Annotated in this window: 23 protein-coding genes; 2 read left to right on the top strand and 21 right to left on the bottom strand. The window is 51.7% G+C overall.

Features of this window, described 5'->3' with window-relative positions:
* Nucleotides 1-52 precede the first annotated feature (52 nt).
* Nucleotides 53-535 (bottom strand): GNAT family N-acetyltransferase, encoded by a 483-nt coding sequence (locus ACE5LO_RS21065; RefSeq protein WP_375521944.1) that lies wholly within the window; start codon nt 533-535, stop codon nt 53-55.
* A 61-nt stretch (nt 536-596) separates the two neighbouring features.
* The gene (locus ACE5LO_RS21060; protein ID WP_375521943.1) at nt 597-1,544 is read right to left on the bottom strand and encodes a DMT family transporter; all 948 of its coding nucleotides are present in this window, start codon (nt 1,542-1,544) and stop codon (nt 597-599) included.
* A gap of 114 nt (nt 1,545-1,658) precedes the next feature.
* On the opposite strand from ACE5LO_RS21060, the gene ACE5LO_RS21055 reads away from it, so the two are divergent.
* A complete protein-coding gene (locus ACE5LO_RS21055; RefSeq protein WP_375521942.1) occupies nt 1,659-3,086 on the top strand; it encodes an aminotransferase-like domain-containing protein in 1,428 nt (475 codons plus the stop codon).
* A gap of 29 nt (nt 3,087-3,115) precedes the next feature.
* Here ACE5LO_RS21055 and ACE5LO_RS21050 read toward each other — a convergent pair whose 3' ends face one another.
* The 12 genes from ACE5LO_RS21050 to ACE5LO_RS20995 all read right to left on the bottom strand — a co-directional run bounded on the left by ACE5LO_RS21050 (nt 3,116) and on the right by ACE5LO_RS20995 (nt 15,945).
* Nucleotides 3,116-3,898: an MBL fold metallo-hydrolase gene (locus ACE5LO_RS21050; protein ID WP_375521957.1), complete on the bottom strand. Its 783-nt coding sequence runs from the start codon at nt 3,896-3,898 to the stop codon at nt 3,116-3,118.
* Between the two features lie 173 nt (nt 3,899-4,071).
* The gene (locus ACE5LO_RS21045; RefSeq protein WP_375521941.1) at nt 4,072-5,139 is read right to left on the bottom strand and encodes a sulfate ABC transporter substrate-binding protein; all 1,068 of its coding nucleotides are present in this window, start codon (nt 5,137-5,139) and stop codon (nt 4,072-4,074) included.
* 31 nt (nt 5,140-5,170) lie between these two features.
* Nucleotides 5,171-6,235 (bottom strand): sulfate/molybdate ABC transporter ATP-binding protein, encoded by a 1,065-nt coding sequence (locus ACE5LO_RS21040; RefSeq protein ID WP_375521940.1) that lies wholly within the window; start codon nt 6,233-6,235, stop codon nt 5,171-5,173.
* A gap of 1 nt (nt 6,236) precedes the next feature.
* Nucleotides 6,237-7,034, bottom strand: a complete 798-nt coding sequence (locus ACE5LO_RS21035) for a sulfate ABC transporter permease subunit (RefSeq protein ID WP_375521939.1) — start codon at nt 7,032-7,034, stop codon at nt 6,237-6,239.
* Nucleotides 7,031-7,846, bottom strand: coding sequence for a sulfate ABC transporter permease subunit CysT (cysT, locus tag ACE5LO_RS21030; protein WP_375521938.1), 816 nt, complete (start codon nt 7,844-7,846; stop codon nt 7,031-7,033). The genes ACE5LO_RS21035 and cysT overlap by 4 nt, the downstream gene beginning before the upstream one ends.
* Nucleotides 7,847-8,234: 388 nt before the next feature.
* Nucleotides 8,235-8,816 (bottom strand): TetR/AcrR family transcriptional regulator, encoded by a 582-nt coding sequence (locus ACE5LO_RS21025; protein ID WP_375521937.1) that lies wholly within the window; start codon nt 8,814-8,816, stop codon nt 8,235-8,237.
* A gap of 5 nt (nt 8,817-8,821) precedes the next feature.
* Complete coding sequence (locus ACE5LO_RS21020) at nt 8,822-9,454, bottom strand: YigZ family protein (protein WP_375521936.1); 633 nt, start codon at nt 9,452-9,454, stop codon at nt 8,822-8,824.
* 103 nt (nt 9,455-9,557) lie between these two features.
* A complete protein-coding gene (locus ACE5LO_RS21015) occupies nt 9,558-10,913 on the bottom strand; it encodes a glucose-6-phosphate isomerase (RefSeq protein WP_375521935.1) in 1,356 nt (451 codons plus the stop codon).
* A gap of 193 nt (nt 10,914-11,106) precedes the next feature.
* Nucleotides 11,107-11,421 (bottom strand): pyrimidine/purine nucleoside phosphorylase, encoded by a 315-nt coding sequence (gene ppnP / locus ACE5LO_RS21010; RefSeq protein WP_375521934.1) that lies wholly within the window; start codon nt 11,419-11,421, stop codon nt 11,107-11,109.
* A 112-nt stretch (nt 11,422-11,533) separates the two neighbouring features.
* Nucleotides 11,534-13,582, bottom strand: a complete 2,049-nt coding sequence (gene tkt, locus ACE5LO_RS21005) for a transketolase (RefSeq protein ID WP_375521933.1) — start codon at nt 13,580-13,582, stop codon at nt 11,534-11,536.
* Nucleotides 13,583-13,895: 313 nt separating this feature from the next.
* Nucleotides 13,896-14,792, bottom strand: a complete 897-nt coding sequence (gene purU / locus ACE5LO_RS21000) for a formyltetrahydrofolate deformylase (protein WP_375521932.1) — start codon at nt 14,790-14,792, stop codon at nt 13,896-13,898.
* A gap of 25 nt (nt 14,793-14,817) precedes the next feature.
* Entirely contained in the window at nt 14,818-15,945 is a 1,128-nt protein-coding gene (locus ACE5LO_RS20995) for a deoxyribonuclease IV (protein ID WP_375521931.1), read from the bottom strand.
* A gap of 263 nt (nt 15,946-16,208) precedes the next feature.
* On the opposite strand from ACE5LO_RS20995, the gene ACE5LO_RS20990 reads away from it, so the two are divergent.
* Nucleotides 16,209-17,108, top strand: coding sequence for a TIGR01777 family oxidoreductase (locus ACE5LO_RS20990; RefSeq protein WP_375521930.1), 900 nt, complete (start codon nt 16,209-16,211; stop codon nt 17,106-17,108).
* On the opposite strand, the gene ACE5LO_RS20985 is transcribed toward ACE5LO_RS20990, so the two are convergent.
* The 7 genes from ACE5LO_RS20985 to ACE5LO_RS20955 are packed head-to-tail and all read right to left on the bottom strand — an operon-like array spanning nt 17,105 to nt 24,293.
* On the bottom strand, nt 17,105-18,745 hold the full coding sequence (locus tag ACE5LO_RS20985; RefSeq protein ID WP_375521929.1) for a DUF6382 and FHA domain-containing protein: 1,641 nt from the start codon (nt 18,743-18,745) through the stop codon (nt 17,105-17,107). The two genes, ACE5LO_RS20990 and ACE5LO_RS20985, sit on opposite strands and share 4 nt — an antisense overlap.
* Before the next feature lie 15 nt (nt 18,746-18,760).
* Complete coding sequence (locus ACE5LO_RS20980) at nt 18,761-19,273, bottom strand: A24 family peptidase (protein ID WP_375521956.1); 513 nt, start codon at nt 19,271-19,273, stop codon at nt 18,761-18,763.
* Nucleotides 19,273-20,232 carry a pilus assembly protein gene (locus tag ACE5LO_RS20975; protein WP_375521955.1) on the bottom strand — a complete coding sequence of 320 codons (960 nt, stop codon included), beginning with the start codon at nt 20,230-20,232 and terminating at the stop codon, nt 19,273-19,275. The genes ACE5LO_RS20980 and ACE5LO_RS20975 overlap by 1 nt, the downstream gene beginning before the upstream one ends.
* Nucleotides 20,233-20,284: 52 nt before the next feature.
* Complete coding sequence (locus ACE5LO_RS20970) at nt 20,285-22,489, bottom strand: hypothetical protein (RefSeq protein WP_375521928.1); 2,205 nt, start codon at nt 22,487-22,489, stop codon at nt 20,285-20,287.
* Nucleotides 22,490-22,540: 51 nt separating this feature from the next.
* A complete protein-coding gene (locus ACE5LO_RS20965; RefSeq protein WP_375521927.1) occupies nt 22,541-23,212 on the bottom strand; it encodes a TadE/TadG family type IV pilus assembly protein in 672 nt (223 codons plus the stop codon).
* Nucleotides 23,212-23,403, bottom strand: a complete 192-nt coding sequence (locus ACE5LO_RS20960; RefSeq protein WP_375521926.1) for a Flp1 family type IVb pilin — start codon at nt 23,401-23,403, stop codon at nt 23,212-23,214. Before ACE5LO_RS20960 ends, ACE5LO_RS20965 begins: the two co-directional genes overlap by 1 nt.
* 14 nt (nt 23,404-23,417) lie before the next feature.
* Nucleotides 23,418-24,293: a type II secretion system F family protein gene (locus tag ACE5LO_RS20955; protein WP_375521925.1), complete on the bottom strand. Its 876-nt coding sequence runs from the start codon at nt 24,291-24,293 to the stop codon at nt 23,418-23,420.

Raw genomic sequence — 24,293 nt, 5'->3', positions numbered from 1 at the left:
ACTGCAAAGAAGCCTCTTCTCCCTTTCAATGGAAGAGGCTTCTTTTTCATATTCATTTCAATTCCAGCTCCATAAACACATCCGCTCTTGCATAAGGCATGGGCCCAATTTGCTCAACAGAGACATGCTTGAAGCCAACGGATTCGTAAAGATAAACGGCATTCGGCAGCTTGGTGCTGCTCCCTAAAAAAAGAGAACCTGCCCCAAGCTCGCGTGCGCGGCTCATAGCGGCAAGGATGATTCTCCGTCCGTATCCACGCCCTCTGCACTCGGGTGCAACGCTCATCTTCGAGAGTTCGAACACGCCGGCTCCGGTCGGCACGAGTGCAACGCATCCCACGATGGAACCTCCTGCGCGGGCGATCAGTACGTCCCCTCCTCTATCCACGATGTTTCTTACAGGGTCATTGAGGATGATCCGGTCCGCCTCTTCGATGGTGAAGATGCGGGCAATCCATTCCTCGTTAAGGGTTCTAAAGGCTCTGGCTTCTTCAGGCGTCTGCATCGAAGTGATCGCGAGCACGGTTTCAAGCATGATATTTCCTCCCTTTGAATGATTGCTCCCCAGTACTACTGATGAAGCTCTTATAGCGCTGTCAGTCTATAACCTTATTTTTATGACCCAATATTTTATTTCCTGAAAATAGTTTTCCCTTACGCCGTAGCCAATCCCATGCCGCCTGGTTCATGAAAATCAATCCCCCCAGGATCAGGACAACACCTACAAGACTAATCAGACTGATCTCCTCCCCATACAGCAGCACACCAAGACCAACAGCAATGGGCGGGGATATATAGAGCCATGTCGAAGGAAAAAGCGGGTTTGTCCGCGCCATAATCCAGTAAAACAGGCTGTGGCCCCCCATAGAGCCGATAACAGTCAGATACAGCAGTGAAGCGGCAGCCGGAACAGGAGCCCAATCGCTGAACTGCCAGGTTTCAGTCAGAAGCGATAACACAAGCAGCCCCAGACCTCCATGAACCATCTGAGCGGCATTCAGGGCAATCGGGTTCGTGCCGGCCAGCTTTTCAGTTACATGCTTGGAATACACCGCTCCGCCCGAATAACATATCTCTCCCAGCAAAACCACTACACATCCCAACACCCACAATCCGCTCACATCCACAACCATGCCTGGAATCATGACAAGAATTACACCTGCAAACCCTGCCAGACAGCCGATAACGGAGCGGCGCGATACCTTATTCCGCAGCAGCAGAGACTGAATCAGCACGATCAGCAGTGGTCCGGTTGCAGACAGCACGGCCCCGATCCCTGAGCTGACATACTGCTCCGCCCAGTACAAGGCAGCGAACGTGCCGAATGTTAATCCGGCACCGCTAAGCATCGTTTCCTTGCGCAGCAGCAGCGACAGCTTCGCCCTGCCGGTCATGCGCAGCACAATCAGCACAATTATACCTGCGGCAGCAAAACGGATGCCCCCCGACAGAAACGGGGGAAGACCTGCATCAATCCCCACTTTAATGGCCAAAAAAGTCGTTCCGAAAATCAGACACATGATTGCAAAAGCAGCAGCTACCATTTTGTTCCCTCCTTGTTGTGCTTCATGATAATGCAGCAGGGACAGAACAGATAAAATAATACAGAACAGGCTGGTGCTATATAAGGTACAATGAAGCAAAGGAGCGTGAGAAAAATGACGTTCAAAACGTTTTTTCAGTCTGACGCCGCCGCCAGACTGTATGAACAGGTCATGGACTATATCCAGGTGCGGATCGAACGCGGAGAGTGGAAGGAGCACGAAAAGCTTCCTTCCGTCCGCAGGCTTTCGGAGGAGCTGGGGGTGCACAGGCTGACGGTATTCCGGGCTTATCAGGAGCTCAAAAATAAAGACAAAATCTATGTAAAAGATAAATCAGGCTATTATGTACAGCCCGCGAACGGGCAGAAGGACCGGGAACCGGCCGACGATCCCGTATACGGCAGCTGGCTGCAGGCGGATAACCTTGCACGCATTCATGCCATTCAGGTAGACTATCAGTTTTCCAAATCGCTCATTGACCCTGCCCTGCTGCCGAACCGGTTCTGGGCGGAGCTGATGGCGAACATGTTCCGCGAGTATCCCCGGCTTCCAGGCACTTACTCCACCGTCCAGGGAGATGCGGAGCTGCGCGAAGAGCTGGCGGCTCACTTTTCGAATACCGGGCTTTTTCACCTGACCGCCGATGAGCTGCTCATTACATCCGGCGGTCAGCAGGCCATCGATGTAACGGCAAGGACCCTGATTCGCCCCGGGGACCGTGTGCTGGTGGAGCGGCCTGCTTATGGGCCAGCCATGGAAATCTTCCGCAGACAGGGAGCGCGTCTGCTGACGGCCGATATCCGCCCGGACGGATATGATATGGAGCGGATCGAACAATGCATGCGCACCGAGAAGCCGCGGCTGTTCTATATCAATCCGACCTTTCACAATCCGACGGGCTTCACCGTGCCGGCCGCACAGCGCAAGCTGCTGCCAGAGCTGGCCGAACGATATGGCTGTGTCATCCTGGAGGATGACAGCACTTATGACATCCATTTCGGCTATAAGACTCCGCCGCCCGTATTCACCTATGCCACAACCGGACATGTCATTTACATCCGCAGCTACAGCAAATACGTAGCGCCAGGCCTGCGGATCGCTGCTGTAGCCTGCCGGGGAGACCACATGCCGGGGCTGCTGGCAGCCAAATCCTTGGCCGATAACGGATCTCCCCTGCTGAACCAGAAGCTGTTCCTGCAGTATTTCCGTTCGCCGCGCATGCAGCAGCATCTGGAGAAGCTGTGCACGGCGCTGCAGCTGCGCAAGGAGACGATGGAGCGCTGCCTGGCGGACTCCGGGTGGACATGGCACAGCCCCGCAGGCGGGCTCAATCTGTGGGTGCAGCTGCCCCGTCAGGTCGACATGCGCCGTTTCCTGCAGGCAGCGCTGGCGCAATCCGTCTCTTTTATACCAGGCCATGTGTTTGATCCGCTGGCTTCTGCGGAAAATCCGCATATCAGGCTGTCCTATCCTTTTGCCAACGAAGGGCAGATCCGTGAAGGCATGCAGAGACTGCTCACGGTCTATGACTCTATTTATTAAGAATTTAACATCTTTCGGAAGATAAAAGGCTAACTGTCTTGATGAGCCAGAGATACCCTTGTTCCTGTCCGGGCGAGAGTAATGGCGTCCGGCAGGGGATAAGCCCGGCTCACATCCACATCATGGGACATATGGGTGAACAGCGTCCGCTTCGGCTTGATTTCGGCCAGCAGCTCCTGGGCTTCCAGCATGTCGTAGACCGAGCGGGTAGCATATTCCGCCTCTTCATGGTAAAAGCTTGTTCCAAGCACCAGCATATCTAATCCGTGCAGAGGCTGCTTCTCGGCTTCATTGAGGCCAATGGAGTCCGAGCAGTAGGCCCACGTGAAACCATCCTTGGTCATCCGGTAGGCGTAAGAATAACCGTTCTTGCCGTGATTGACACGCCAGCCCTGAATGTCCCAGCCAGCCAGGCGGACGCCGCCGTCTGCAGGCAGCAGGTCCAGATGACCCGGCAGCCACGGAAACTGGCGCAGGATCACGTCAATGACCTCCTGCGGAGCATACATCCGGCCCCGCCGGCCCAGCCAGCGGCAGGCATCCGTCCATTCCGGCAGACCGGCAATATGATCAAAATGGGCATGAGTCACGAGGATCGTATCTATATGGCGCATACCCATGTTCTCCATCTGTTGGCGCCAATCCGGGCCGCAATCGATGAGAAAGGATTCGTGATCCCCCTCCACCAGCACCGATGACCTCAGCCTCCGGTTGGCTCCTGTCTCACGCGCTTCCTCACATACAGCGCAGCTGCAATAGACGCGGGGTACACCCATCGCATCCCCTGTTCCCAGAAAAGTAAGTTGATTCATGCGTAGAGTTCCTTCCTGAAATTCAATTTCGGTCAGGCCTGCCAGACCCAGGGGCCCAATCCCATACTTTTTCATTATACCTGTACCCTATTGCAGAAAGAAACACTGCCGGCCCGTATAAGGACAAATCAGCAGTGTTCTCCAAAACCAATATTAGATTCTCCAAGTTTTTCTCACAATCCGGCTAATACCTGATACCAGACTCCCCGCTTGGAATAAAGTTCGTCCCTCACCTTGTCCCATCCGCCCAGATAATTGATATCAAATAAACCGGACGGCTGCGGAAAACGGCTTTCCGTTTCTTTGAATACTGTATCATCCACGGCACGAAAACCGTTTTCGGCAAAAATCCGCTGTGCTTCCTCTGACTGCAAATAATCCACAAACGCTTCGGCCAGCTTACGGTTGCCGTGCTTATCCACATTTTTATCGACCACTGCAGCCGGATTCTCGATCAGGATCGTATGCTCGGGGACAACAATATCGTATTTGACCCCCTTGGCAATCCGGGCCAGCAGTTCATTTTCATAGGTGACGATGACGTCCCCTACTCCATATTCAAAGGCAGCCATCGACGCGCGCCCGCTTTTGTCCAGCGATTCCACATTCCGGTGAACGGCTTCCAGAAACCCCTTTGCCGCTGCCGGGTCCTTTTCCCCTTGCTCCTCCGACATCTTCAGACCCGCACCGTAGATCGCATTAATGTCCCATTGGGCGCCCCCGGACGTCTTCGGGTTGGGATACAGCACTTTGACCCCTGGCTTGGTTAAATCCGCAAAATCGGTAATTCCTAGCGGGTTACCCTCTCTTGTGCCGAGCACAACGATGGAGCGTGTAATCATGCCTTCATGCTTCCGTTCCTTCCACTGTGGACTGATCAGCCCGGCACTCACCAGCTTCTTGACATCGCCCTCCATGGCCAGCATGGTAACATCCGCCTCAAAGCCGCCCGCAATTGCCCGTGCCTGGGTTCCGGAGGCTTCATATGATTCCTGGAAATCAACCTTCTGCCCCGTTTCGGCCTCCCATTTGGTCTGAAAACGGGGGATGATCTCAGCCATCGCATCCTTGACGACACTGTAAGCGCCGATAACCAGGGTGGCATCCTCCGCCCGCCCGTTGACTGCCGCCTCCTGCGCCTGATCCGCTCCACCGCAGCCCGCCGTCATCACCGCGACGGCGAGCAGCAGAAGCAGCACCGTCAAGGACCGCTGTTTTGTTCCGCTTAACCTGCTGCGCATAACACATGCTCCTCGCTGTCCTTCATATTCGTCAGATCATGACCGGCATCGGGTCTTCCTTCAATCTGTTCTCCACCATCCAGCTTGCTTCGTCGTTGAACAGGTAGGCCCGGTGAATGAGTACCCGCACTTCCTCTCCCGGATGCAGCGTCTGCTTCTCCAGGGATCTGTAGGTAATCAGGCGGTTTTGGCCCACCTCGACCTCCACCATCCACTCGCTGCCACGGAAATGCAAATGCCGCACTGTGCCGGCCTCGGTTGCGGAATGCAAGGCAAACTCATGATCATGGCCCATCTCAATATATTCGGGACGGATCAATGCGCGGGTCCCAGGGCCTGCAGTGGTATCGAATCCCTTCAAGGTTGAAGCATCCTCCACAATCGTAGATTCGCCGATAAACGAAGCGACGAACGGTGTGCCCGGGCTTTTGTAAATATCCCAAGGCGTGCCCTTCTGTTCCAGACGGCCCTGGTTAATGACCATAATTTCATCAGCCACCTCAATGGCTTCGTCCTGGTCATGGGTCACAAAGATGGACGTAATGCCCACCCGCTCAATCAAATCGCGCAGCCAGCTGCGCAGCTCCTGGCGGATTTTGGCGTCAATGGCGGCGAAGGGCTCATCAAGCAGCAGCAACTGCGGCTCGGGCGCAAGCGCGCGCGCAAAGGCCACACGCTGGCGCTGCCCGCCTGAGAGCTGGTGGGGGTAGCGTTTTTCAAAGCCTTTAAGTCCGGTCAGCTCCACGAGCTCCATCACCCGTTCCCGAATTTGCGCCTTGGGCATTTTTTTGATTTTCAGGCCGAAGGCGATGTTTTCAAACACCGTCATATGCTTGAACAGGGCATAGTTTTGGAAAACAAAACCGATGCCGCGCTCCTGCGGAGGAAGCTCATTAACACGCTGTCCATGGAAAAGAATATCCCCGCCGTCCGGGCTTTCCAGGCCGGCCAGCATTCTCAGAATCGATGTTTTGCCCCCGCCGCTGGGGCCAAGCAGGCCGATCAAATGACCTTTGGCAATTTCGAATGACACATCTTTGACGGCGTGAAAGCTGCCAAAATGCTTGTTCAGATTCCGAACCTCCACATGCTGCATATCAGTGCACTTCCTTTCTTTTTCTGGACCATTCCATAATGAGCAGCAGCGCTATGGAAAAGGCGGCCAATACGAGCGCCAGTCCGTTCGCCGCAGTAACATTAAAGTTCTCCACATCCTGATACACAAGCGTCGTGGCCGTTTGCGTCTTGTTCATGATATTACCCGAAACGACCAGCACCGCTCCGAATTCCCCCAGCGAGCGGGCCACCGTCAGTACGACACCGTAAATAACAGCCCATTGAATGGAAGGCCAGGTGACGTACCAGAACGTTTTCCAGCCATAAGCCCCCAGTGTGGAAGCCGCCTCCTCCTGCTGGGCTCCAATCTCCTGTAGCACAGGCATAATCTCCCGCACCATCAGCGGGAAGGTGACAAACAGGGTGGCGATTACCATGCCGGGGAAGGCGTATACCACCTGAAATCCGCTTTGTTCAAAAAATGCCCCCATAATGCTGTCAGGACCAAGCAGCAGTACGATCATAAGACCTCCTATTACCGGCGAGACCGCATAAGGAAGATCGACAATGCTGTTCAGTATGTTTTTCACCCGGTCGCTCAGCCAGCCCGCCCTGACCAGATAAATGGCCATCATAACACCAAACAGCGTATTGAGCAGGGTGACAACGACAACGACCGCTCCGGTCATCAGGAGGGCGTGCAGCGCTTCCGGCCGCAGCAGAGCAGCAGTAAAACCTGAGAAGCCCTGTGCAAATGCCCCGGTGATGATCCGGACTAACGGAATGATAATCAGAAGGATGAATACAAGATAAGTGAGACTGATCCACAATTTTTTCATCGTCTTCTCCCTCTTGTCTGAACGATGTTGATGCCCCATAGAATAAGGAAGGATAATGTCAGCAAAATGACAGACACCGAGGCCGCACCCACCGGATTGTCACTTTCGACCTCACCATAAATGAACACCGATGCGACCAGTGTTCTGCCCGGAATGTTGCCTGCGACGAGCACGACCGCTCCGAATTCCGCGAGAGCCCGCGAAAAGGCCAGCATACCACCACTGATCATACCCGGCAGCATAGAAGGCAGGATCACCTTCCAGAACGTCCGGCTTCTGGATGCGCCAAGTGTATAGGAGGCCTCCTCCTCGGACGAATCGATCTCCTCCAGCAAAGGCTGGACGGCCCGGATCACAAACGGGAACGTCACGAACACCATGGCAATCACAATCGCCGGTTGGTGAAACACAATTTCGAGGCCAAGGCCTTCAGCCAAGCGCCCGACGAGGCTAACCGGTCCGAGCAGCAGCAGAATCATCAGTCCTCCAACGGCGGTTGGCAGCGCAAACGGCAGATCCACCAGGCTGTTCAGGAGAGAACGTCCCTTAAATCTGTACCTGCCCAGCACCCAGGCGATCATCGTGCCGATGATGACATTGAAAACAGCCGCAATCGCCGCCATTTTCAAGGTCAGCAGCACCGCTTTCCAGGCGATAGGGTCTCTGATGCTTTCCAAAAATACAGTCCACCCGAGCGTAACAGAGTTATAATAGACCCCCGTAATAGGCAAGATAACCAACACGATAAAATACAATAAAACTGTTGAACGGAACCCCCACGTCCATCCCTTGTAACGAAAAACGGTATTCATGCTCTGTTTCCTGCCTTCCTTCTCCCATAAAAAGTCCGGTCCATAAGGAATATTCTATATTTTTACATATGAGGAACAATTGATTAATATATTAATCCAATTAGTATACTTGGTTTTGCTTAAGTGATACTTTATCAAATTCATTTGCAGACCGTCAATGCCTTTTTATTCAAATTCCTCATACAACATATTCGAAACGGTTATAGGCAGGTGCCTTGATCATTCGGGTAAAATAGAAAAAGGGAATAAATGAAATCTAAAAAGACGATGTGCGCGCAAGTTGCCCCATCGTCTCTCCTCATTCCCTTTTCTTGTGTAACGTTATGCCATTGCAACGTCGTGAAGCATCAAAGCCAATAAAAATGCCGTCTCAGGCGGCACCTGCTTTTTATATACTTTTACACATCAGTTTAACATGAGCTAGCGCAGCCGGCCGGATCTCCTCAAAAGTAAGTCGGTCCTGGATGTAATAGGAAACAAAACCGTGCAGGGATAAAAAGAGGCTGTGTGGGATGCGCTGCCGGTCTGTCTCCGAATGCTCCCCCTGCCCCAGGTGCTGGCGGATCATGGTAGCAAACAGTTCAAGACATCGGCTTTGCTCGACACGGCAGTAGGCCAGAAGCTCCTCATCCCGGATCATGAACATAATTTCGTACTGGTACGGATTTTCCAATCCGAACCGGATGAACTCAAGCATTAGATGTTCCGGTTTGCTGAGGCCTTCAGGAGGTGTTTTATGAACGGCCTGCATCAAAATTTCACCGAGCGCCCTGAAATCCTCCATGACAATGGCATAGAAAAGCTCTGCTTTTTCTTTGAAATGATAGTATAAGGATCCGTGACTATATCCCAGATGCTGGCCAATGCTGCGCATTGAGATGGCGCGATAACCCTTTATAATGAAAAGATGCCTCGCCGCCTCCAGTATCCGTTCCCGTGACAACTCCCGTTCTACTGCTCTTCTAGCCATAAATTTTATTCCCCTTCAATAAAGTAAAGCTGATTTCCCTCCGTTATGAGCGATTGTCCCTGTGTGATATCCGTCATCCAAAGCTTGAAGGCTTCCGCCTCCCCATTCAGGGGCAGACAGGTCAACTTCACTTTATCCGTAAAATCCGTATCCCCCATGCGTATGCCGCGATTCCGCAGTTCATTTTCCACCTTGCCCAGCCATGTATAATCGAGTTCTACAAATACCTCCCTGTGCAGTACTCGTGTAACGGCTTCTCCGGCTTCAATGGCAGCTACGGCGCCGTCCGTATACGCCCTGATCAGGCCGCCCGCTCCCAGCATAATGCCGCCAAAGTAACGGGTAACGACGATCGCCACATTTTTCAAGCCTTGATTGCGGATTACTTCAAGAATCGGTTTGCCGGCAGTGCCGCTCGGCTCCCCGTCGTCCGACTGCTTCTGGATTTCATCACGCTCGCCGATCATGTAAGCAGAGCAATTATGAGTGGCGTTCCAGTGCAGCTTCTTGATTTCTTCTATAAAAGCAACCGCTTCCTCTTCATGTTCAACTGGCCGTACATGACCGATGAAGCGTGACTTTTTAATCACGATTTCTTTCTGGCCGGCATTACGTACAGTTCGGTAACGTTCCAGCATGGCCGATCATTCCCCAATTCATTTTGAAAGAAAGCAGCCCATCAGCCAGCAGGCTGGTGAACTGCTTTCTTGTGAACCCTGCAATAGCTTGATTTGATGCAGATTACTCGGACAATCTGGCTTCCAGCTTCGCTTTTTCTTCTTCAAAGCCAGGCTTGCCCAGCAGTGCAAACATATTTTTCTTGTAAGCTTCAACCCCCGGCTGGTCGAACGGATTGACTCCCAGCAGATAACCGCTGACACCGCAGGCCTTTTCGAAGAAATATACCAGATATCCAAATGTATATGGTGTGAAATCCGGAATATTCACGATAAGGTTAGGCACCTGACCGTCCGTATGGGCCAGCATGGTGCCCTGGAACGCTTTCTTGTTCACAAAGTCCATCGTTTTGCCTGTCAGGAAATTAAGGCCGTCCAGATCGTCCGCATCCTCTTCGATTGTAATGTGGTTGGTCACATTCTCGACTTGAATGACCGTCTCGAAAATGTTGCGGCTTCCTTCCTGGATAAACTGACCCATAGAGTGAAGATCTGTCGAGAAATCGACCGATGCCGGGTAAATGCCCTTGAAGTCCTTGCCTTCACTTTCACCGAAGAGCTGTTTCCACCACTCGGACACATAGTGCAGAGAAGGCTCGTAGTTTACGAGAATTTCCGTAGCCTTGCCTTTCCGGTACAACGCGTTGCGAACAGCGGCATACTGGTAAGCTTCATTCTCGGCTACATTAGGGTTGCTGTAAGCTTGTGCCGCATCAGCAGCACCCTGCATCATTTCTTCAATGTTAATGCCCGCTGTTGCAATTGGCAGCAGACCTACCGCAGTCAGCACGGAATAACGTCCGCCCACATCGTCCGGAATGACGAAGGACTCATAACCTTCTTCATTCGCCAGGCTTTTCAGCGCACCGCGCGCTTTATCCGTTGTGGCATAGATGCGTTTGCGCGCTTCTTCCTTGCCGTATTTTTTCTCCAGCTCCGCCCGGAAAATACGGAATGCAATCGCCGGCTCTGTAGTCGTACCGGATTTGGAGATGACATTGATGGAGAAATCTTTGCCCTCAATCAACTCCAGCAGGTGGTTCACATATGTAGAGCTGATATTGTTGCCTGCAAAATAGATTTCAGGCGTTTGGCGTTTGTCCTTCGGCAAAATATTGTAGAAGGAATGCGACAGCATTTCAATTGCCGCACGCGCGCCAAGGTAGGAACCGCCGATACCGATCACGATCAGCACGTCGGAATCGCTTTGAATTTTGGCCGCAGCCTTTTGGATGCGTGAAAATTCTTCTTTATCATAATTTGTAGGCAGATCGATCCAGCCGAGGTAATCAGATCCGACACCTGTTTTGTTGTGCAACTGCTCATGTGCCAACTTGATCGGTTCTGCAAAATAATCGATTTCGTGCTGCCCCACGAAAGTGAGCGCTTTGCTGTAATCGAAAGAAACCTTCTTGGACATAATTGAACCTCCTGTTTTGCTATTAACCAAGACACTTCAATATATTGCCCATAAAGCGGCTTAGCAATAGGATACTTTATATTTTAGGGCCTGACAAGCATGACATATCAGTTTATGTCCGGTTCCTTGACAGGCCCTATGCCTATCGACAGAGCACTACCGAGAAGTCCCGGTAAAAGGTTGATACTGGTGGTTATGCCGGATATGAACAGCAGTAATCCGTTACACTCCGTACTTCCAGTTTGAACCTGGACTGGGCCGGCACATGGAAGGTACCCTCTCCCTTGATCTCCAGCCATGTCTCTTCTCCCGGCAGCAGCACGCTTAAATCGCCGGACAGAATTTCCATGATTTCGCGGGAGTCCGTACCGAATTCGTACGTTCCGGGCAGCATGATGCCAAGAGTTACTTTAGAACCATCTGCCAGAAAAACGGTCCGGCTCGTTACCTTTCCTTCAAAATATACATTCGCTTTTTTGACTACGCTGACACCGCTGAATTGTTCCATGCCCCACTTCTCCTCGTCTGGTTTCGAATCATCCATCAGGACTGGCTGATGAATGATTCGAAACCGGAACCGCCCGGGAGACGGTTCCGATTCCTGTGCTGCTTTGATTAACTTACTTGAGTAAATTTTTAACTTTGCTCACAACGTTCTCAACCGTAAAGCCATATTCTTTGATGACGCGATCGCCAGGAGCGGATGCGCCAAATGTCGAGATGCCGAGAATATCTCCTTGATCGCCGACATATTTCTCCCAGCCCATCGGATAAGCCATTTCTACAGCAAGACGGGCTTTAACGTCTGGCAGGATGACGGAATTCTTATAGGCCTTGTCCTGCTTCTCAAACAGATCCCAGCTTGGCATGCTGATAACGCGCACCTGGATACCTTCTTGGGCGAGTGCTTCCTGTGCTTTGACAGCCAGTTGAACTTCGGAGCCGGTAGCAATGATTTGCGCAGCAGGCTTGCCGTCCTTGGCATCAGACACCACATAAGCACCGCGTTTAATGCCTTCACGAGCGCCATCAACCGTACCAGCCAGAATCGGCAGATTTTGACGGGTCAGCACGAGTGCAACCGGATTCGACTGATTTTCCAGAGTATATGCCCATGCAGCCGATGTCTCGTTGCCGTCTGCAGGACGGATCACAGTCAGGTTAGGAATGATCCGCAGGGAAGCCAGCTGTTCGATAGGCTCATGTGTAGGGCCGTCTTCACCGACAGCAATACTGTCGTGAGTCAGCACATAAGTAACAGGAAGTCCCATCAGTGCAGCCAGGCGAACTGCCGGACGCAGATAATCCGTAAATACAAAGAACGTGCCGCCGAACACTTTTACGCCTTTATGCAGTGCCATGCCGTTCATGGCCGCTGCCATGCCGAACTCGCGGATACCAAAATAAATGTTGCGGCCCGCATAATCTTCTGGAGTAAAGTTGGAAATATTGTTCAGATGAGTCATCGTCGAGCTCTCCAGGTCAGCGGAACCGCCTGTCAGGAAAGGAACGTTCGGAGCCAGTCCATTCAGCGCATTACCGGAAGCGACGCGTGTTGATACTGCTTTGTCATCCAGAGCATACTTAGGCAAGTCACGATCCCAGCCCTCTGGAAGCTTGCCGCTGGTTGCCGTTTCGAATTGAGCGGCAAGCTCAGGGAATGCTTCTTTGTAATTCGCAAATTGCTCATCCCACTCTTTGTTGGCGGCGATGCCGCGCTCTTTCACCTTTCCAAAATGCGCACGCACTTCGTCAGGCACGTAGAAATCTTCTTCGTAAACCCATTTGTAGAAATCCTTGGTCAGCTTCGCTTCTTCGGCACCCAACGGAGAACCGTGTGTACCGCCGTGTCCACCCTTGCCTTGTTTGTTCGGGCTTCCGTAACCGATAACTGTCTTCACTTCGATCAGCGTAGGACGCACAGTTTCCGCCTGGGCTTCGGCAATTGCTTTTTCAACCGCAGGCAGATCGTTACCGTCTTCTACACGCAGCACCTGCCAGCCGTAAGCTTCAAAACGCTTCGCCACAGATTCGGAAGAGGAGAGGTTCAGTTCGCCGTCCAGCGTAATATCGTTGGAATCAAACAATACGATCAGCTTGCCCAGGTGCAGACGTCCAGCCAGGGATGCCGCTTCATGGGATACACCTTCCATCAGGTCGCCATCGCCGCAGATCGCATATGTAAAGTGATCCACAACTTTAAATTGATCTTTATTATAGGTTGCAGCCAATTGCGCTTCAGCCATCGCCATACCGACAGCCATTGCAATCCCCTGTCCAAGCGGACCGGTAGTAGCATCAACACCTGCAGTATGACCGTATTCCGGATGACCTGGTGTTTTGCTTCCCCATTGGCGGAACTGCTTGATTTCCTCCAGCGGGAGATCATAACCGCTCAGGTGCAGCAGGCTGTACAGCAGCATGGAACCATGTCCCGCAGACAATACAAAACGGTCGCGGTTAATCCATGTCGGCTGGTCCGGGTTATGCTTCATCGTCTTTGCAAACAGTTGGTAGCCCATTGGAGCAGAGCCCATCGGCATGCCCGGGTGACCGGATTTCGCTTTCTCAATGGCGTCAATAGCCAGCGTACGGATGGTAGTAATCGACAGGTTGTCGATGGTTGAGTTCTCGTCCTTATGAATCATTTCTTGATTCTGGTCTGTCATGGTTATCCTCCTCGTAATTGTTGAACTATGCCGGCTTCTTACACAAGTCCGTCAATGCGATTCAATCTGCTTGAATCTTTCAATTCGACTTATTCGTTACTTCTGTATTGTATCACTTGCCGCCGAGCTTTGCCATACACAAAGGTATTCATAGTAAATATACCCGTTATAGATCATCGTCATTAACCCAAACCGTAAATTTCGTGTATGATTATGCCGGAATCTGCATTGGAAAGTTAATTGACCTTTCCCGACATAAAAGGGGAGCAGTTCTCTGGTTATTTGCTGCCAAAGAACTGCTCCCCTGTTTAATTTAAAAGACTACCGTTTTATTTTCATGTACTAATATCCGGTCTTCGACATGCCATTTCACCGCTCTGGCCAGAACAACACGCTCAATCGTGCGGCCGATGCGCTTCAGTTCGGTCACATCGTCACGATGGCTGACACGTTGAACGTCCTGCTCAATGATCGGTCCTCCGTCCAGCTCCTCGGTAACATAGTGCGCGGTAGCCCCGATAATTTTTACCCCCCGATTATAGGCCTGGGCGTAAGGCTTTCCGCCGACAAAGGCAGGGAGGAATGAATGATGGATGTTAATAATCCGGTTTCTGTAATGCTCGATAAACTTCGGTGAAATAATCTGCATATACCGTGCAAGAATGATGACATCAATGTCGCTGTCGATCACTTCCAGCTGGCGTTGCTCAGCCTCAGGCTTCGTCTCCGGCGTTACCGGAATGTGATGGTAAAGAATACCGAAGGACTCCACATACTCCTTCATATCGAGGTGATTGCTCACCACCATGGCGATGTCGGCATCCAGATCTCCGGCCTGCCATTGCCACAACAGCTCAACCAGGCAGTGATCCTCCTTGGATACAAAGATGGCAAGCTTCTTTTTCCGGCTGACACAGGAGATATGCCATTGCATACGGAACTGTTCAGCTACCGTCCCAAAATCCTGCTCCAGCTTAGGCAGAGCTTCGGTCAGCTCTGGCAGGTCGAACTCAACACGCATAAAGAACATGCCGCCTTCCGGATCCATCGTGTATTGGTCCGATTGCACGATGTTCGCCCCATGTTCATGAAGAAAACGGGAAACGGCCGCCACAATCCCGGGGCCGTCCGGACAGGAGATCAGCATGCGTGCACGATTCGCATACACAGTATGTGTGTTGACACGATGTTGATTTACATGGATTTCCATCTTTCTGTAGACCCTCCTAGGCTTTTTATGCATTCACCAGCAGCTGTTTGCCGGCTAACCAGGCAATCAGTCGGTGATTCACCTGTTCCTCTGTAAGCTCGCTAAAGATGCCTGCATTGGCAACATTGTCATACAGACGCTCAAGCGGTTCACGAGGATCTGCTTTTTTGGCCTTCGCATCGTTCTTGAGCAGCGTCCAGGTATCCAGCACAAACTGGCGTGAATCGATATCTTGCTTGCTGAAAAAAGTATGCAGATCTTCAATTTGATTCATAAAATCCTGACCGAAGCGCTCTGCCACATCCCCGCGCAGAAGTGCTATTTCAGCTTCATACATCGGACGTTGTGTTTTAGCGTCCTTGCCGATCCATGGCGTTTCGAGAATGAACGGGCGGCCCTTAAGCGCATCGTGATGAACCACGTTGCGGATGGCATCAAAGCCGATCCAGCCCGATCCAAGCGGAGTATGGCGGTCTTTTCCGGCTGCTACGGGATTCTTGCTGTCGTTCAGGTGAACTACCGCGATACGGTCCAGACCTACGATTCTGTCGAACTCTTCAAGAACGCCGTCCAGATTGTTCACAATGTCATAGCCTGCGTCATGAATGTGGCAGGTGTCCATGCACACGGTCAGCCGCTCGTTATGCTCCACCTTGTCCATAATGGCGGCAAGCTCCTCAAAACTGCGGCCGATTTCCGTACCTTTGCCGGCCATCGTTTCAAGCGCAATATTCACGTCCGTCTCTTTGACTCCGTTCAGAACCTCATTCAGTCCTTCCGCAATCCGGCTGATGCCGTATTCCGCATCCTTATCCGTAAATGCCCCCGGGTGGAGCACAATATTCCGGACCCCGATTGCATGTGTTCTGCGGATTTCCTCCTGCAGAAAGCTCACGGCAAGCTCATACGTATTGCTCTTGTAAGAGCCCAAGTTGATGATATACGGAGCATGAACAACGATCTCCTCCATGCCCAGTTCCTTCATCAGTTGCTTCCCTTCATCCAGATACATGGACTCCATCGGCTTGCGGCGCGTATTTTGCGGAGCACCCGTATATATCATGAACGAACTGGAACCGTAGTGCGATGCTTCCTTGGTTGCGCTCAACAATCCCTTATCCGAGAAAGATACGTGAGAACCAATCTTCAGCATCTTTCTTCCCCCCTTACCATTCGAATGTCTACTTATTTTAACGTGATTACGAAAATCTAACAATGATGAACATACCGGTAAATCTGCCCGATAAATCCGCTATGGGTGGCAGCCCCTAACAGGACCTCACGGCATGATTTGTTTTAGTCGTTAAAACAAAGTTATATTCTACATAGTAGGAGAAAGCAAGCGGAATTTGCAACCTGGCCTGATCACTTAATATCGAATAATATCGAAAGCAGGTCTGAAAGGGGATGACGATTATGAAAATAGCTGTCTGCGGAGGTACCGGATTTATTGGAAACGCACTGACCGATTACTGGCTTGAGACGGGGTACGAAATTGTGATTATTACGCGCAGGCCTCCGGAGCGCACCACATCAGGCCGTCAGCCTCAGTACGTAAGCTGGAGCGAGCTTGAACGCGATCCGCAGCGGATCGCGGGAGCAGATGCGGTCGTGAATCTGTCCGGCGAGAGCCTGAACCAGCGCTGGACGAAGAACGTTAGGCTGCGGATCATGCAGTCGAGAGTTGACAGCATCGCGGCATTAGCCAAGGCAATCAAGCAGTTGAATAAGAAACCGGAGGTCGTGATTCAAGCCTCGGCCATGTCGTTCTATGGGACATCGGAAACAGAGACTTTTGATGAATCCAGTCCGCACCGTCCCACCGACTTTCCGTCAACGGTTGCTGAACAATGGGAAGCTGCAGCGGAGGCTTTTCAGGACGTCAGGCTTGTAAAGCTGCGGATCAGCATGGTGCTTGGCCGTGACAAAGGGGCATTTCCTCTTTTGAAGCTGCCTTATTTGATGGGCTTTGGGGGCCGGATAGGAAGCGGGCGGCAGTGGACCACCTGGATTCATATCACCGACATGGTCAGGATTGTGGATTTTTGCCTTCATGACCGTTCTATATCCGGTGCAGTAAATTCATCTGCCCCCAATCCAGTGACCAATGACGATTTCGGCAGAACGATTGCCTCCGTGTATCACCGGCCTCACTGGTTTCCCGTGCCTGTCTTCCTCATTAAAGCAGTCCTTGGCGAAATGAGCGTGATGGTGCTGGAAGGACAAAAGGTCATCCCGAAAAGGCTGCTGGACCACGGCTTCCAGTATCAGTTTCCTGATCTGAAGCATGCACTTGAGGACCTTCATACCAATTAGGCAGCATAATAGGTGTAAACCACCCCCGCAAGCTCGAACGTATCCCCGTCATTCAGCGGGTATTCCTTGTAAGGAACCATCGGGCTGCCGTTTAAGCGCGTACCGTTCGTAGAAGCCAAATCCTTCAGGACATAAGTCTGTCCGCTTCCCTTCAGGCTCAGTTCAACATGCGACCTGGATACTCCCTCCGTCTGGTCCACGTACTGGGCTGTTTCCTGTGAGCGGCCGATAATAAAGCTGCTTGACTTGACGGAAATATCTTCCGGCTGACCTGACTTTCCCGCGACCCTTCGCAAATAGGCACCGGCGCGAACGTCTGCCGGATTATCATTACGTTTATCCTGAAGGAGTGTGGTTGCCGGACTTATTGGGGACCCCGGTACATCATCATCGGTTTCAAACCTGCCGTCCCCACTCTCCTCCTGAACGCTGAGCGGGCGATATTCAGATTTCATTGTATTTTCCGGTACGTTCCATCTCCACGGTTCCTGTCCCTCATCCTCCTGCTCTGCTGCAAAACGGAATTTCCGTCGCAAAGGAGCTGCCGGCTCCGGATCATCTTCACCAGGAATATAGCCGATATCGGGCTCTTCACGTCTTCCGAGCATTCCCCGCAAGCTCCATCCCTGCCATGCGAATAATGCCACCGTTGCCAAGCCTGCCGTTATAATGGCGCAGATCAACAAACGAATTGTACCAGGAGCTTCAAGGTACACATATCTCCACATGACCGCAGCCCCCAGCAAACATCCCAAAGCGACATACAACCGGTATTTATATAATGCCGATTCCAGCTCATCCCCTTCCTCTGCTTTATCCTCAATGTCGCCCGCATCCTCCTGCCTGCGGGCGGCTGCTATCGTCGCAGCCGTAAAAGGGTTCTGATCCCGGGGCAATCGTATACTGTCCACAGCAAGTGGCCTATTCAGATCCGGTTCAGGAATGGAATCGTTGTCCTGCTTTAATCTCGGCGTATGCTGCTTCAGGCCGGGTTTCGCATAACTATCAGGCCCTGCTGCACCTGAATTGCCATGCGCGTTCCCTTTCGCCCACGAGTCTGCTTCGGGATGAATATATTGCAGCAGCACCTCCTTCAGCTTTCCAGGGTCAAACAGCCCCCCGTCGCAAACCTGAAGTATCCGCTGCACACCATCACCTTTCAATTCGGAGACACAGGAAATCAGGCGGATAATTAACTGCTTCATCTGATCGCCTGGTGTACCTTCATACAGACTTCTGCGCACAGGTATATATGACAGGCTAACGCTGCCGGAGCGCTCGCTTTCAGAGATAAATATATAGTCTTCATGCAGAATAAAACGGTTCATATCGAGCATATATTGCCGGCAGTTATGCAGCGTATCTGCAATTTGATAGATCATATCGTAGAACTGGCCTATTGAAATATTGCCGTTTTTCCATATATGGGACAGCATCCGCCGGCCACTGATGTCATACTGCAATTCAATCCGGTAATCCACTTCTTTGATCATAACACCCAACAAGCCGGGAATCCGGTTGGAAGTAACCATACCGCTTTGAACCGGATGAAGATCGGCGGACCCCAAATCAGGCTCCTGTTTGATAATCATGAATAACCCGCCATTCAGCGTAAAATCCCTCTGCAGACCAAACAATCCTCTCCCCTCCCCTTAAATGCTTAAGTAAACGTAAGCGCTGATGACCCCGGGAATGACCGCAACCATAAAAGGAAAGCGCAGCTGTGATTCCCACCCTGTCTTAAAGGGATTCCCGCCACGGAATATGAGAAATCCCCCAAGGTTAAACAATACCCTTCGCAAACGAAGAACGGCCTCGCGCTTCCACAATACAATGAAAAGACCGATCATCCCCGCGAACATCACAGAGTAAATCGCAGACTGAAACACAAAAGCTGCACCTGTCCATGCCCCGATGCCGGCAAACAGCTTCACATCCCCGGCACCTACGGCGCCCAGCCAGTACATGACCAGCAGTAAAACAAATCCCGTGCCAAGCCCTGCGCAAGCAAACAGTATCCCTTCCCAGCCGCCGCTGACCGCATGTACCACCAAACCGCTCAGCGCAGCTGGCAGAGTCAGCTTGTTCGGGATTTTCATAGACCGTAAATCTGTTACTAGCGCTGCCGCAAGAAAAATGGCGCAGCCGATATACATAACCCCCATCATACACGCTCCCTGGCTGTATTTTTTTCTATTACCTCGAACTGCACCTCAATATGCTGACCACTTTCTGTTTCAATGACAAACGTCCAAATGCCAGGTGTTGTATTCGTCCCAACAAACCAGTTCCATTCCACGGTACCCTCGACATCTGCCTGAGTCCATCCGATATGCTTGGCTGCGCTGGAGCCTGATTTGTAATAGATCGACAGATTGGCGGATTCACCCGGAGCAACCCGGGCCTGAATGCTGTTGTACACCCCTTTGATCGCCGGTTCAGGCTTGGAAAGAATCTGTATGCCTCCATTCACGGTTCCGGGATCTGTGCCGCTACCGTCTCCAGCCCCTTCCCCCGTATCCCCGATCCATAATCTTTCTTCTGCGGCTGCCTGCAGCACCGTATCCCTGTAGATGAAAGGAACCTTGATCGGCAGCTCATAGGACAGTTCAATTTTGAAATAAGGACTGCTGCCGGCATCAAATCCGGGAACCACGACACCTGTGATATGTATCCGTTCATAATCCAAAACGGTCTTCTCTATAAACGGCTTTAACAGAGGTTTCATAACCGGATCCATTACAGCCTCGCTCACCTGTCCCCGCAGCTTCTCCAGAGGTTTTTTTCCAGCCAGAACTGCTTCCTCCATCCAGGTGCCTGCAGGCTCCGGCAGCGTTTCGCCGAACTTTGCGGCAAGCTCCTCAATCGTCAAGGATGGAACGATTTCGATCTGGCCGATCGAGCCTGCCGTGCCTTCAGCCGCTTCAAGCGCAAGCGATACCGGATACATGCTGGATGCAACCTGCTTGGCCATTTCGGAGGCTGCATTTTGCAGGGCCGTTGATATGATCGTCATCTGTACCATGTAAATAAAAAACAGGATAAAAAATATAAATACAGGCAGCACCAGCGAGGCCTCCAGAACAATGCTCCCCTGCTCCTGCCCTGCCCTGCAGCCGCGCATCCAGCTTCTCACACGCAACCCCGCCCCCCTCCTCCTAAAAGACGCGGCCGTTTCAGTAAGAAAAGTCCGCTTGCTTTGTCACATAAAAAGCACCCTGTTCAATCTCTTCTCCTTCACCGGAAGCCGTACCCAGCATTTTCATCACCCCTGGCAAAAACCACAAGCGTATGCCGCTGCGAACCTCACCCGAGGCATACGTATCTCTCTCGGCAGGATTAACCCCCGTATTAAAGCGGATGAGCGCGAGCATACGGGACATTTTACGTTCATTATTGCTGTGCAGCATCAGGAAGAGCCGCAAATGGTCCTTATATGTCATCTTGAAGTTTATGTACTCAGACAAAGGCACGTATCCTTTCTGCGCCAGCATAATCATATCCTCAACCGCTTTCTCCACTCCGTATAATACAGCCGCTGCCAATACCAGCAGTGGGTTCCCCTTGGAGCTGTTCTTGACCAGCCCCTCCATCGTCCGGATTGCCAGCCTCATGCCGAATATTTCTCCGTATGCTGCTGCAAGATTGCCTGCCGGATTATGAAAACCGTATAAAATGTACTCAACCTCCTGGCCATTTACCTGCAGCTGATCTCCCAAAATTTCAGCCGCGTTGCCCACCGTCTTGTTCGGTCCGATCAGGCTTCCAAAACGGCTGAAATCCACATGCTCAAACCGGGACAGCGCATATTCGTTCTGGAAAAATTCATCACCCAGCTTGTTCAGAAGGCCTGCCGTCGAACCATACATTCCGTCCATGCTGTCCATGGCACCCCCAACGGCATCGTAAGAATCATAGGATATGCCTGCCGGGGTCCCTGCTTCAGCAGAGGCTTCATTAAATTGCAGGCTTTCGAGGTAGTATTGTTCAAGCTCGTTGAATTCCTCGTTGCCCTGTGTCAGGCTGGACAGCATTTCAACAATTTGATAAGCCTCTCTCAGCTTGTTTTGCGACTGCTTTTCCAATTGTTTGCGCTCTGCATCAGACCCGCGCCTGCTCTCAAGCAGGTTCTGTGCCTGTGTCAGCTTGTTATTATCCCCCTGGTGAACATATCCCTTCAAATATTCGTCCAGCGCACTACGCGCACGGATGACCTTGTTCTTAAGGCTGTCGGCATCCTCCGTTCTGGCTGAAATATTCGCCAAGCCTGAATTCATGATCTTCACCTTGCTGTTAACGGTATTAATGGCCAGCTCCTGCTCGCGGATGCCCGATCTCAGCGACTGAAATACAGAATCAGGTGTAAGCAGATCCTCAGCCTGCTGCCTGGCGCTTGCAATGGTGCCGTCTGCAGACCCCGCGCCTCCTCCTGAGGTTTGCGCCCTGGATACCTCGTCATATGCTCCATTGGCAGCGCGCTCTTTATACTCGGCAATGACCTGCTTCATCTCGGCATTGATTTTCTCCGTCTCATTCAGCTCCGTTTCCGCCTCCTGCAGCAGGCTGCCATGCTTGTTTAGAATTTTGTCCATTTCCTTGGTAATATCGGTCCTCAGCCTGCTGACCTTTGTACGGTAGCCCTGTAGAGCCAGTTCTTTTCTGAGGCTTGGATTCTTCTTGTTATCTTCATACAAATCCAAATACGGATCATACTGAGCTGCAGCTTCTTCGGCAGTTTCAGGTTTATCGACATCCCGCGCATCGTCAATATAATTACTGCCATTTTCCATAATCAGCTTGCGCAAGTTGCCTGCACTTTCCGCCGCTTCCCTCTGCTTCCGCAGCATGCTGTCAAGCCTTGCTTCCCGCTTCTCATAAAGCTTTTGCAGCCTCTTCAACAGATCAACCGTGTGAGCCGCCTCCTTCATATTCTGGGAAATAGGCTTCAGCTTCTCCAGAATTTCAAAGGTGAAATCAACAGGTGCCTTATACTTCATTTCCTCGCGGACCTGGTTATTAAAAATGTCATAGGCCCCCAGCTTCCGCTCCATGCTTAGAGAGCTGCTGTCCAGGCGGCTATTCATTAAGGCCAGTGAGCCCTCCCGCGGGGTTCGTTTGGCACTGTCATTCAGCACCTTTGTCATGATCCGGTCCCCCGTTCCCTCGCCATAGGCAAACAAGCCATATTGACGCTGCAGTGCCGGATCATATGCGGACATTACCGATCTGAGCGCAGCATGAAGCACCTTCTCGGTCTGTACATGAAGAGCTGCTACGCGCGCATAATCAATGAAAATGGCCACAAATGCAAACACAAAGGCAAGAACCATAATCAAAAAAACCGTAACCGCTCCTTCTTCATCTTTTCCTCTGCGAAACATGCCTCAGCTCCTTTCGTAGATGCTCATTCATACAGAATCATCGCAAATTCCTCACGTGCCCGATTGCCCATACTGCTGCAGGACGTTTCCGACTGCTGCAGGCGTCACCTGCGTTCCCCCGCCTCTGCCCAAAAATTTCGCGCCATAATATCTCGTCAGCTCGACAGTTCGAATAAACTCAACCGGATCCACGATACTCACCCAGACCGAAGACTTCATTTCAGGCTCGCTCATGACCGAATTCAGCAGTGGAATTTCCGCCATATTCTCCAGATTCGTCGTAATTTTCCGCATAATCAAATTGTTGCGGTAGCTCATCTCCCCATCAAGTCCCCATGGGATCCCTTCAGCGGCCTGCAGCATTTTTTTCGCCGCAAGCGGACTGTCATCACCGGCAGCATCAATTATGGAAACTTTCACCTCATTGTTGGCCCCTGCCCATCCAAACAGCGCTCCAAGGGCGGCATCGTCCTTCAGTCTCCAATACAAGGAATCTCTCTCCCCCTGCTCAAATGTGCCGTGAACCGGATCCTTGTGGCTGTTGTCCCAGCTGTAGGCAGAGCGCTCCGACGCGGTTGAAGACAGCTGGACAAGAATCGTTTTTTGGTACAAATAGATACAGAAAAAAAGCAGCACAAAGATAAGCAGTAAAATAACCGGCATGACCAGGGAAGCTTCCAGTGAGAAGCTTCCCCCTTCTTCTTCTTGCAACCTTTTGATCATCAGGAATCCATAAAATCGTTACTTTTTTGATCTGCTTTCTTCAAGAGGCCTGTAATGATTTTGGAGATCTGTTCTCTGAAGATAATCGCCACCGCAATAAGAATGGCAATAATCAAAATCATCTCCAACGTTCCGAGTCCATCCTCTTCCTTCCAGAATTTCTGTAATCCATGATTAACGTTCGTTATCACCTTTGTGTTCCTCCTCACATATTCATCATCATGAATGCCGGCGCACCCACCAGCACGATAACGGTCAGCAAAATAACCGCCATCGGAAAAACCAGCTTGGACGAGGCCTGCTCGCCAAGCGTCCGGCTGATTGCCGTCCTCTTATTCCACAGTGATTGTGACAGCTCGCCCAAAGCCATGACAAAATCGCTCCCACCCCGCCGCATGTTAAGCAGCACAGCTGTTGTAAACACGGTCACCTCCTGAATTCCGCAGCGGCGGCTCAGTTGCTCAAAGGCTTGCTGAAACGAATATCCACCTTCCCATTCCGCAATCGTCTGCGTCAATTCGCGGTACAGCGGGTGATCCGGCTGATGCTTCTTCCGTTCCGTACAGTGGATAATGGCCCGCTGTACCGTCTCTCCTGCTCCCACAAGCAGCATAATTTTCCCCAGCAGCTCAGGCAGCTCCATAATCATTTCCTGATCCCGCTTGCTGACCTTGGCATGAAGATCCTTTACGAGCGCGGCAGGCAGCAAAATGCCAAGCCCCAATCCAAGCATCAGCCCTGACGCGTCTCCCCCCATGGCCAGTGTCAGCATGCACCCTCCTCCCAGCAGCAGAAAAAAGTAACCCGCCATTTCCGCCAGAAACAGCATCGTTTTCTCCTGGCTGCTGCGTATTCCGTAAAGCTTTTGCACAGACCTCTGCAGCCTGAACATGAGCAGCGGGAACTTTTGAAAGATACGAAACTTGTGCAGGAGATGCAGAAACGGAGCGGCCATTTTTTGCAGACGGAGCCCTTCAACACGCACTGTTTTAAAAGACTCATATTCCTTCCCGTGCATCCGGTACAGGAGCAGCCAGCCGCCGATTTGCAATGCCAGCACGAAACAGCTGATGATCACCAT

The sequence above is a fragment of the Paenibacillus medicaginis genome (genome assembly GCF_042138635.1).
GTDB lineage: Bacteria > Bacillota > Bacilli > Paenibacillales > Paenibacillaceae > Paenibacillus > Paenibacillus medicaginis.
Note: the sequence above shows the minus strand (reverse complement) of the source record. Positions and strands in the feature narration are given on the sequence as shown.

What these genes read in the sequence shown, in the direction of transcription:
- ACE5LO_RS21065 (WP_375521944.1), bottom strand. Translation starts at nt 535, where the DNA reads ATGCTTGAAACCGTGCTCGCGATCACTTCGATGCAGACGCCTGAAGAA.
- ACE5LO_RS21060 (WP_375521943.1), bottom strand. Translation starts at nt 1,544, where the DNA reads ATGGTAGCTGCTGCTTTTGCAATCATGTGTCTGATTTTCGGAACGACT.
- ACE5LO_RS21055 (WP_375521942.1), top strand. Translation starts at nt 1,659, where the DNA reads ATGACGTTCAAAACGTTTTTTCAGTCTGACGCCGCCGCCAGACTGTAT.
- ACE5LO_RS21050 (WP_375521957.1), bottom strand. Translation starts at nt 3,898, where the DNA reads ATGAATCAACTTACTTTTCTGGGAACAGGGGATGCGATGGGTGTACCC.
- ACE5LO_RS21045 (WP_375521941.1), bottom strand. Translation starts at nt 5,139, where the DNA reads ATGCGCAGCAGGTTAAGCGGAACAAAACAGCGGTCCTTGACGGTGCTG.
- ACE5LO_RS21040 (WP_375521940.1), bottom strand. Translation starts at nt 6,235, where the DNA reads ATGCAGCATGTGGAGGTTCGGAATCTGAACAAGCATTTTGGCAGCTTT.
- ACE5LO_RS21035 (WP_375521939.1), bottom strand. Translation starts at nt 7,034, where the DNA reads ATGAAAAAATTGTGGATCAGTCTCACTTATCTTGTATTCATCCTTCTG.
- cysT (WP_375521938.1), bottom strand. Translation starts at nt 7,846, where the DNA reads ATGAATACCGTTTTTCGTTACAAGGGATGGACGTGGGGGTTCCGTTCA.
- ACE5LO_RS21025 (WP_375521937.1), bottom strand. Translation starts at nt 8,816, where the DNA reads ATGGCTAGAAGAGCAGTAGAACGGGAGTTGTCACGGGAACGGATACTG.
- ACE5LO_RS21020 (WP_375521936.1), bottom strand. Translation starts at nt 9,454, where the DNA reads ATGCTGGAACGTTACCGAACTGTACGTAATGCCGGCCAGAAAGAAATC.
- ACE5LO_RS21015 (WP_375521935.1), bottom strand. Translation starts at nt 10,913, where the DNA reads ATGTCCAAGAAGGTTTCTTTCGATTACAGCAAAGCGCTCACTTTCGTG.
- ppnP (WP_375521934.1), bottom strand. Translation starts at nt 11,421, where the DNA reads ATGGAACAATTCAGCGGTGTCAGCGTAGTCAAAAAAGCGAATGTATAT.
- tkt (WP_375521933.1), bottom strand. Translation starts at nt 13,582, where the DNA reads ATGACAGACCAGAATCAAGAAATGATTCATAAGGACGAGAACTCAACC.
- purU (WP_375521932.1), bottom strand. Translation starts at nt 14,792, where the DNA reads ATGGAAATCCATGTAAATCAACATCGTGTCAACACACATACTGTGTAT.
- ACE5LO_RS20995 (WP_375521931.1), bottom strand. Translation starts at nt 15,945, where the DNA reads ATGCTGAAGATTGGTTCTCACGTATCTTTCTCGGATAAGGGATTGTTG.
- ACE5LO_RS20990 (WP_375521930.1), top strand. Translation starts at nt 16,209, where the DNA reads ATGAAAATAGCTGTCTGCGGAGGTACCGGATTTATTGGAAACGCACTG.
- ACE5LO_RS20980 (WP_375521956.1), bottom strand. Translation starts at nt 19,273, where the DNA reads ATGGGGGTTATGTATATCGGCTGCGCCATTTTTCTTGCGGCAGCGCTA.
- ACE5LO_RS20975 (WP_375521955.1), bottom strand. Translation starts at nt 20,232, where the DNA reads ATGCGCGGCTGCAGGGCAGGGCAGGAGCAGGGGAGCATTGTTCTGGAG.
- ACE5LO_RS20970 (WP_375521928.1), bottom strand. Translation starts at nt 22,489, where the DNA reads ATGTTTCGCAGAGGAAAAGATGAAGAAGGAGCGGTTACGGTTTTTTTG.
- ACE5LO_RS20965 (WP_375521927.1), bottom strand. Translation starts at nt 23,212, where the DNA reads ATGATCAAAAGGTTGCAAGAAGAAGAAGGGGGAAGCTTCTCACTGGAA.
- ACE5LO_RS20955 (WP_375521925.1), bottom strand. Translation starts at nt 24,293, where the DNA reads ATGGTGATCATCAGCTGTTTCGTGCTGGCATTGCAAATCGGCGGCTGG.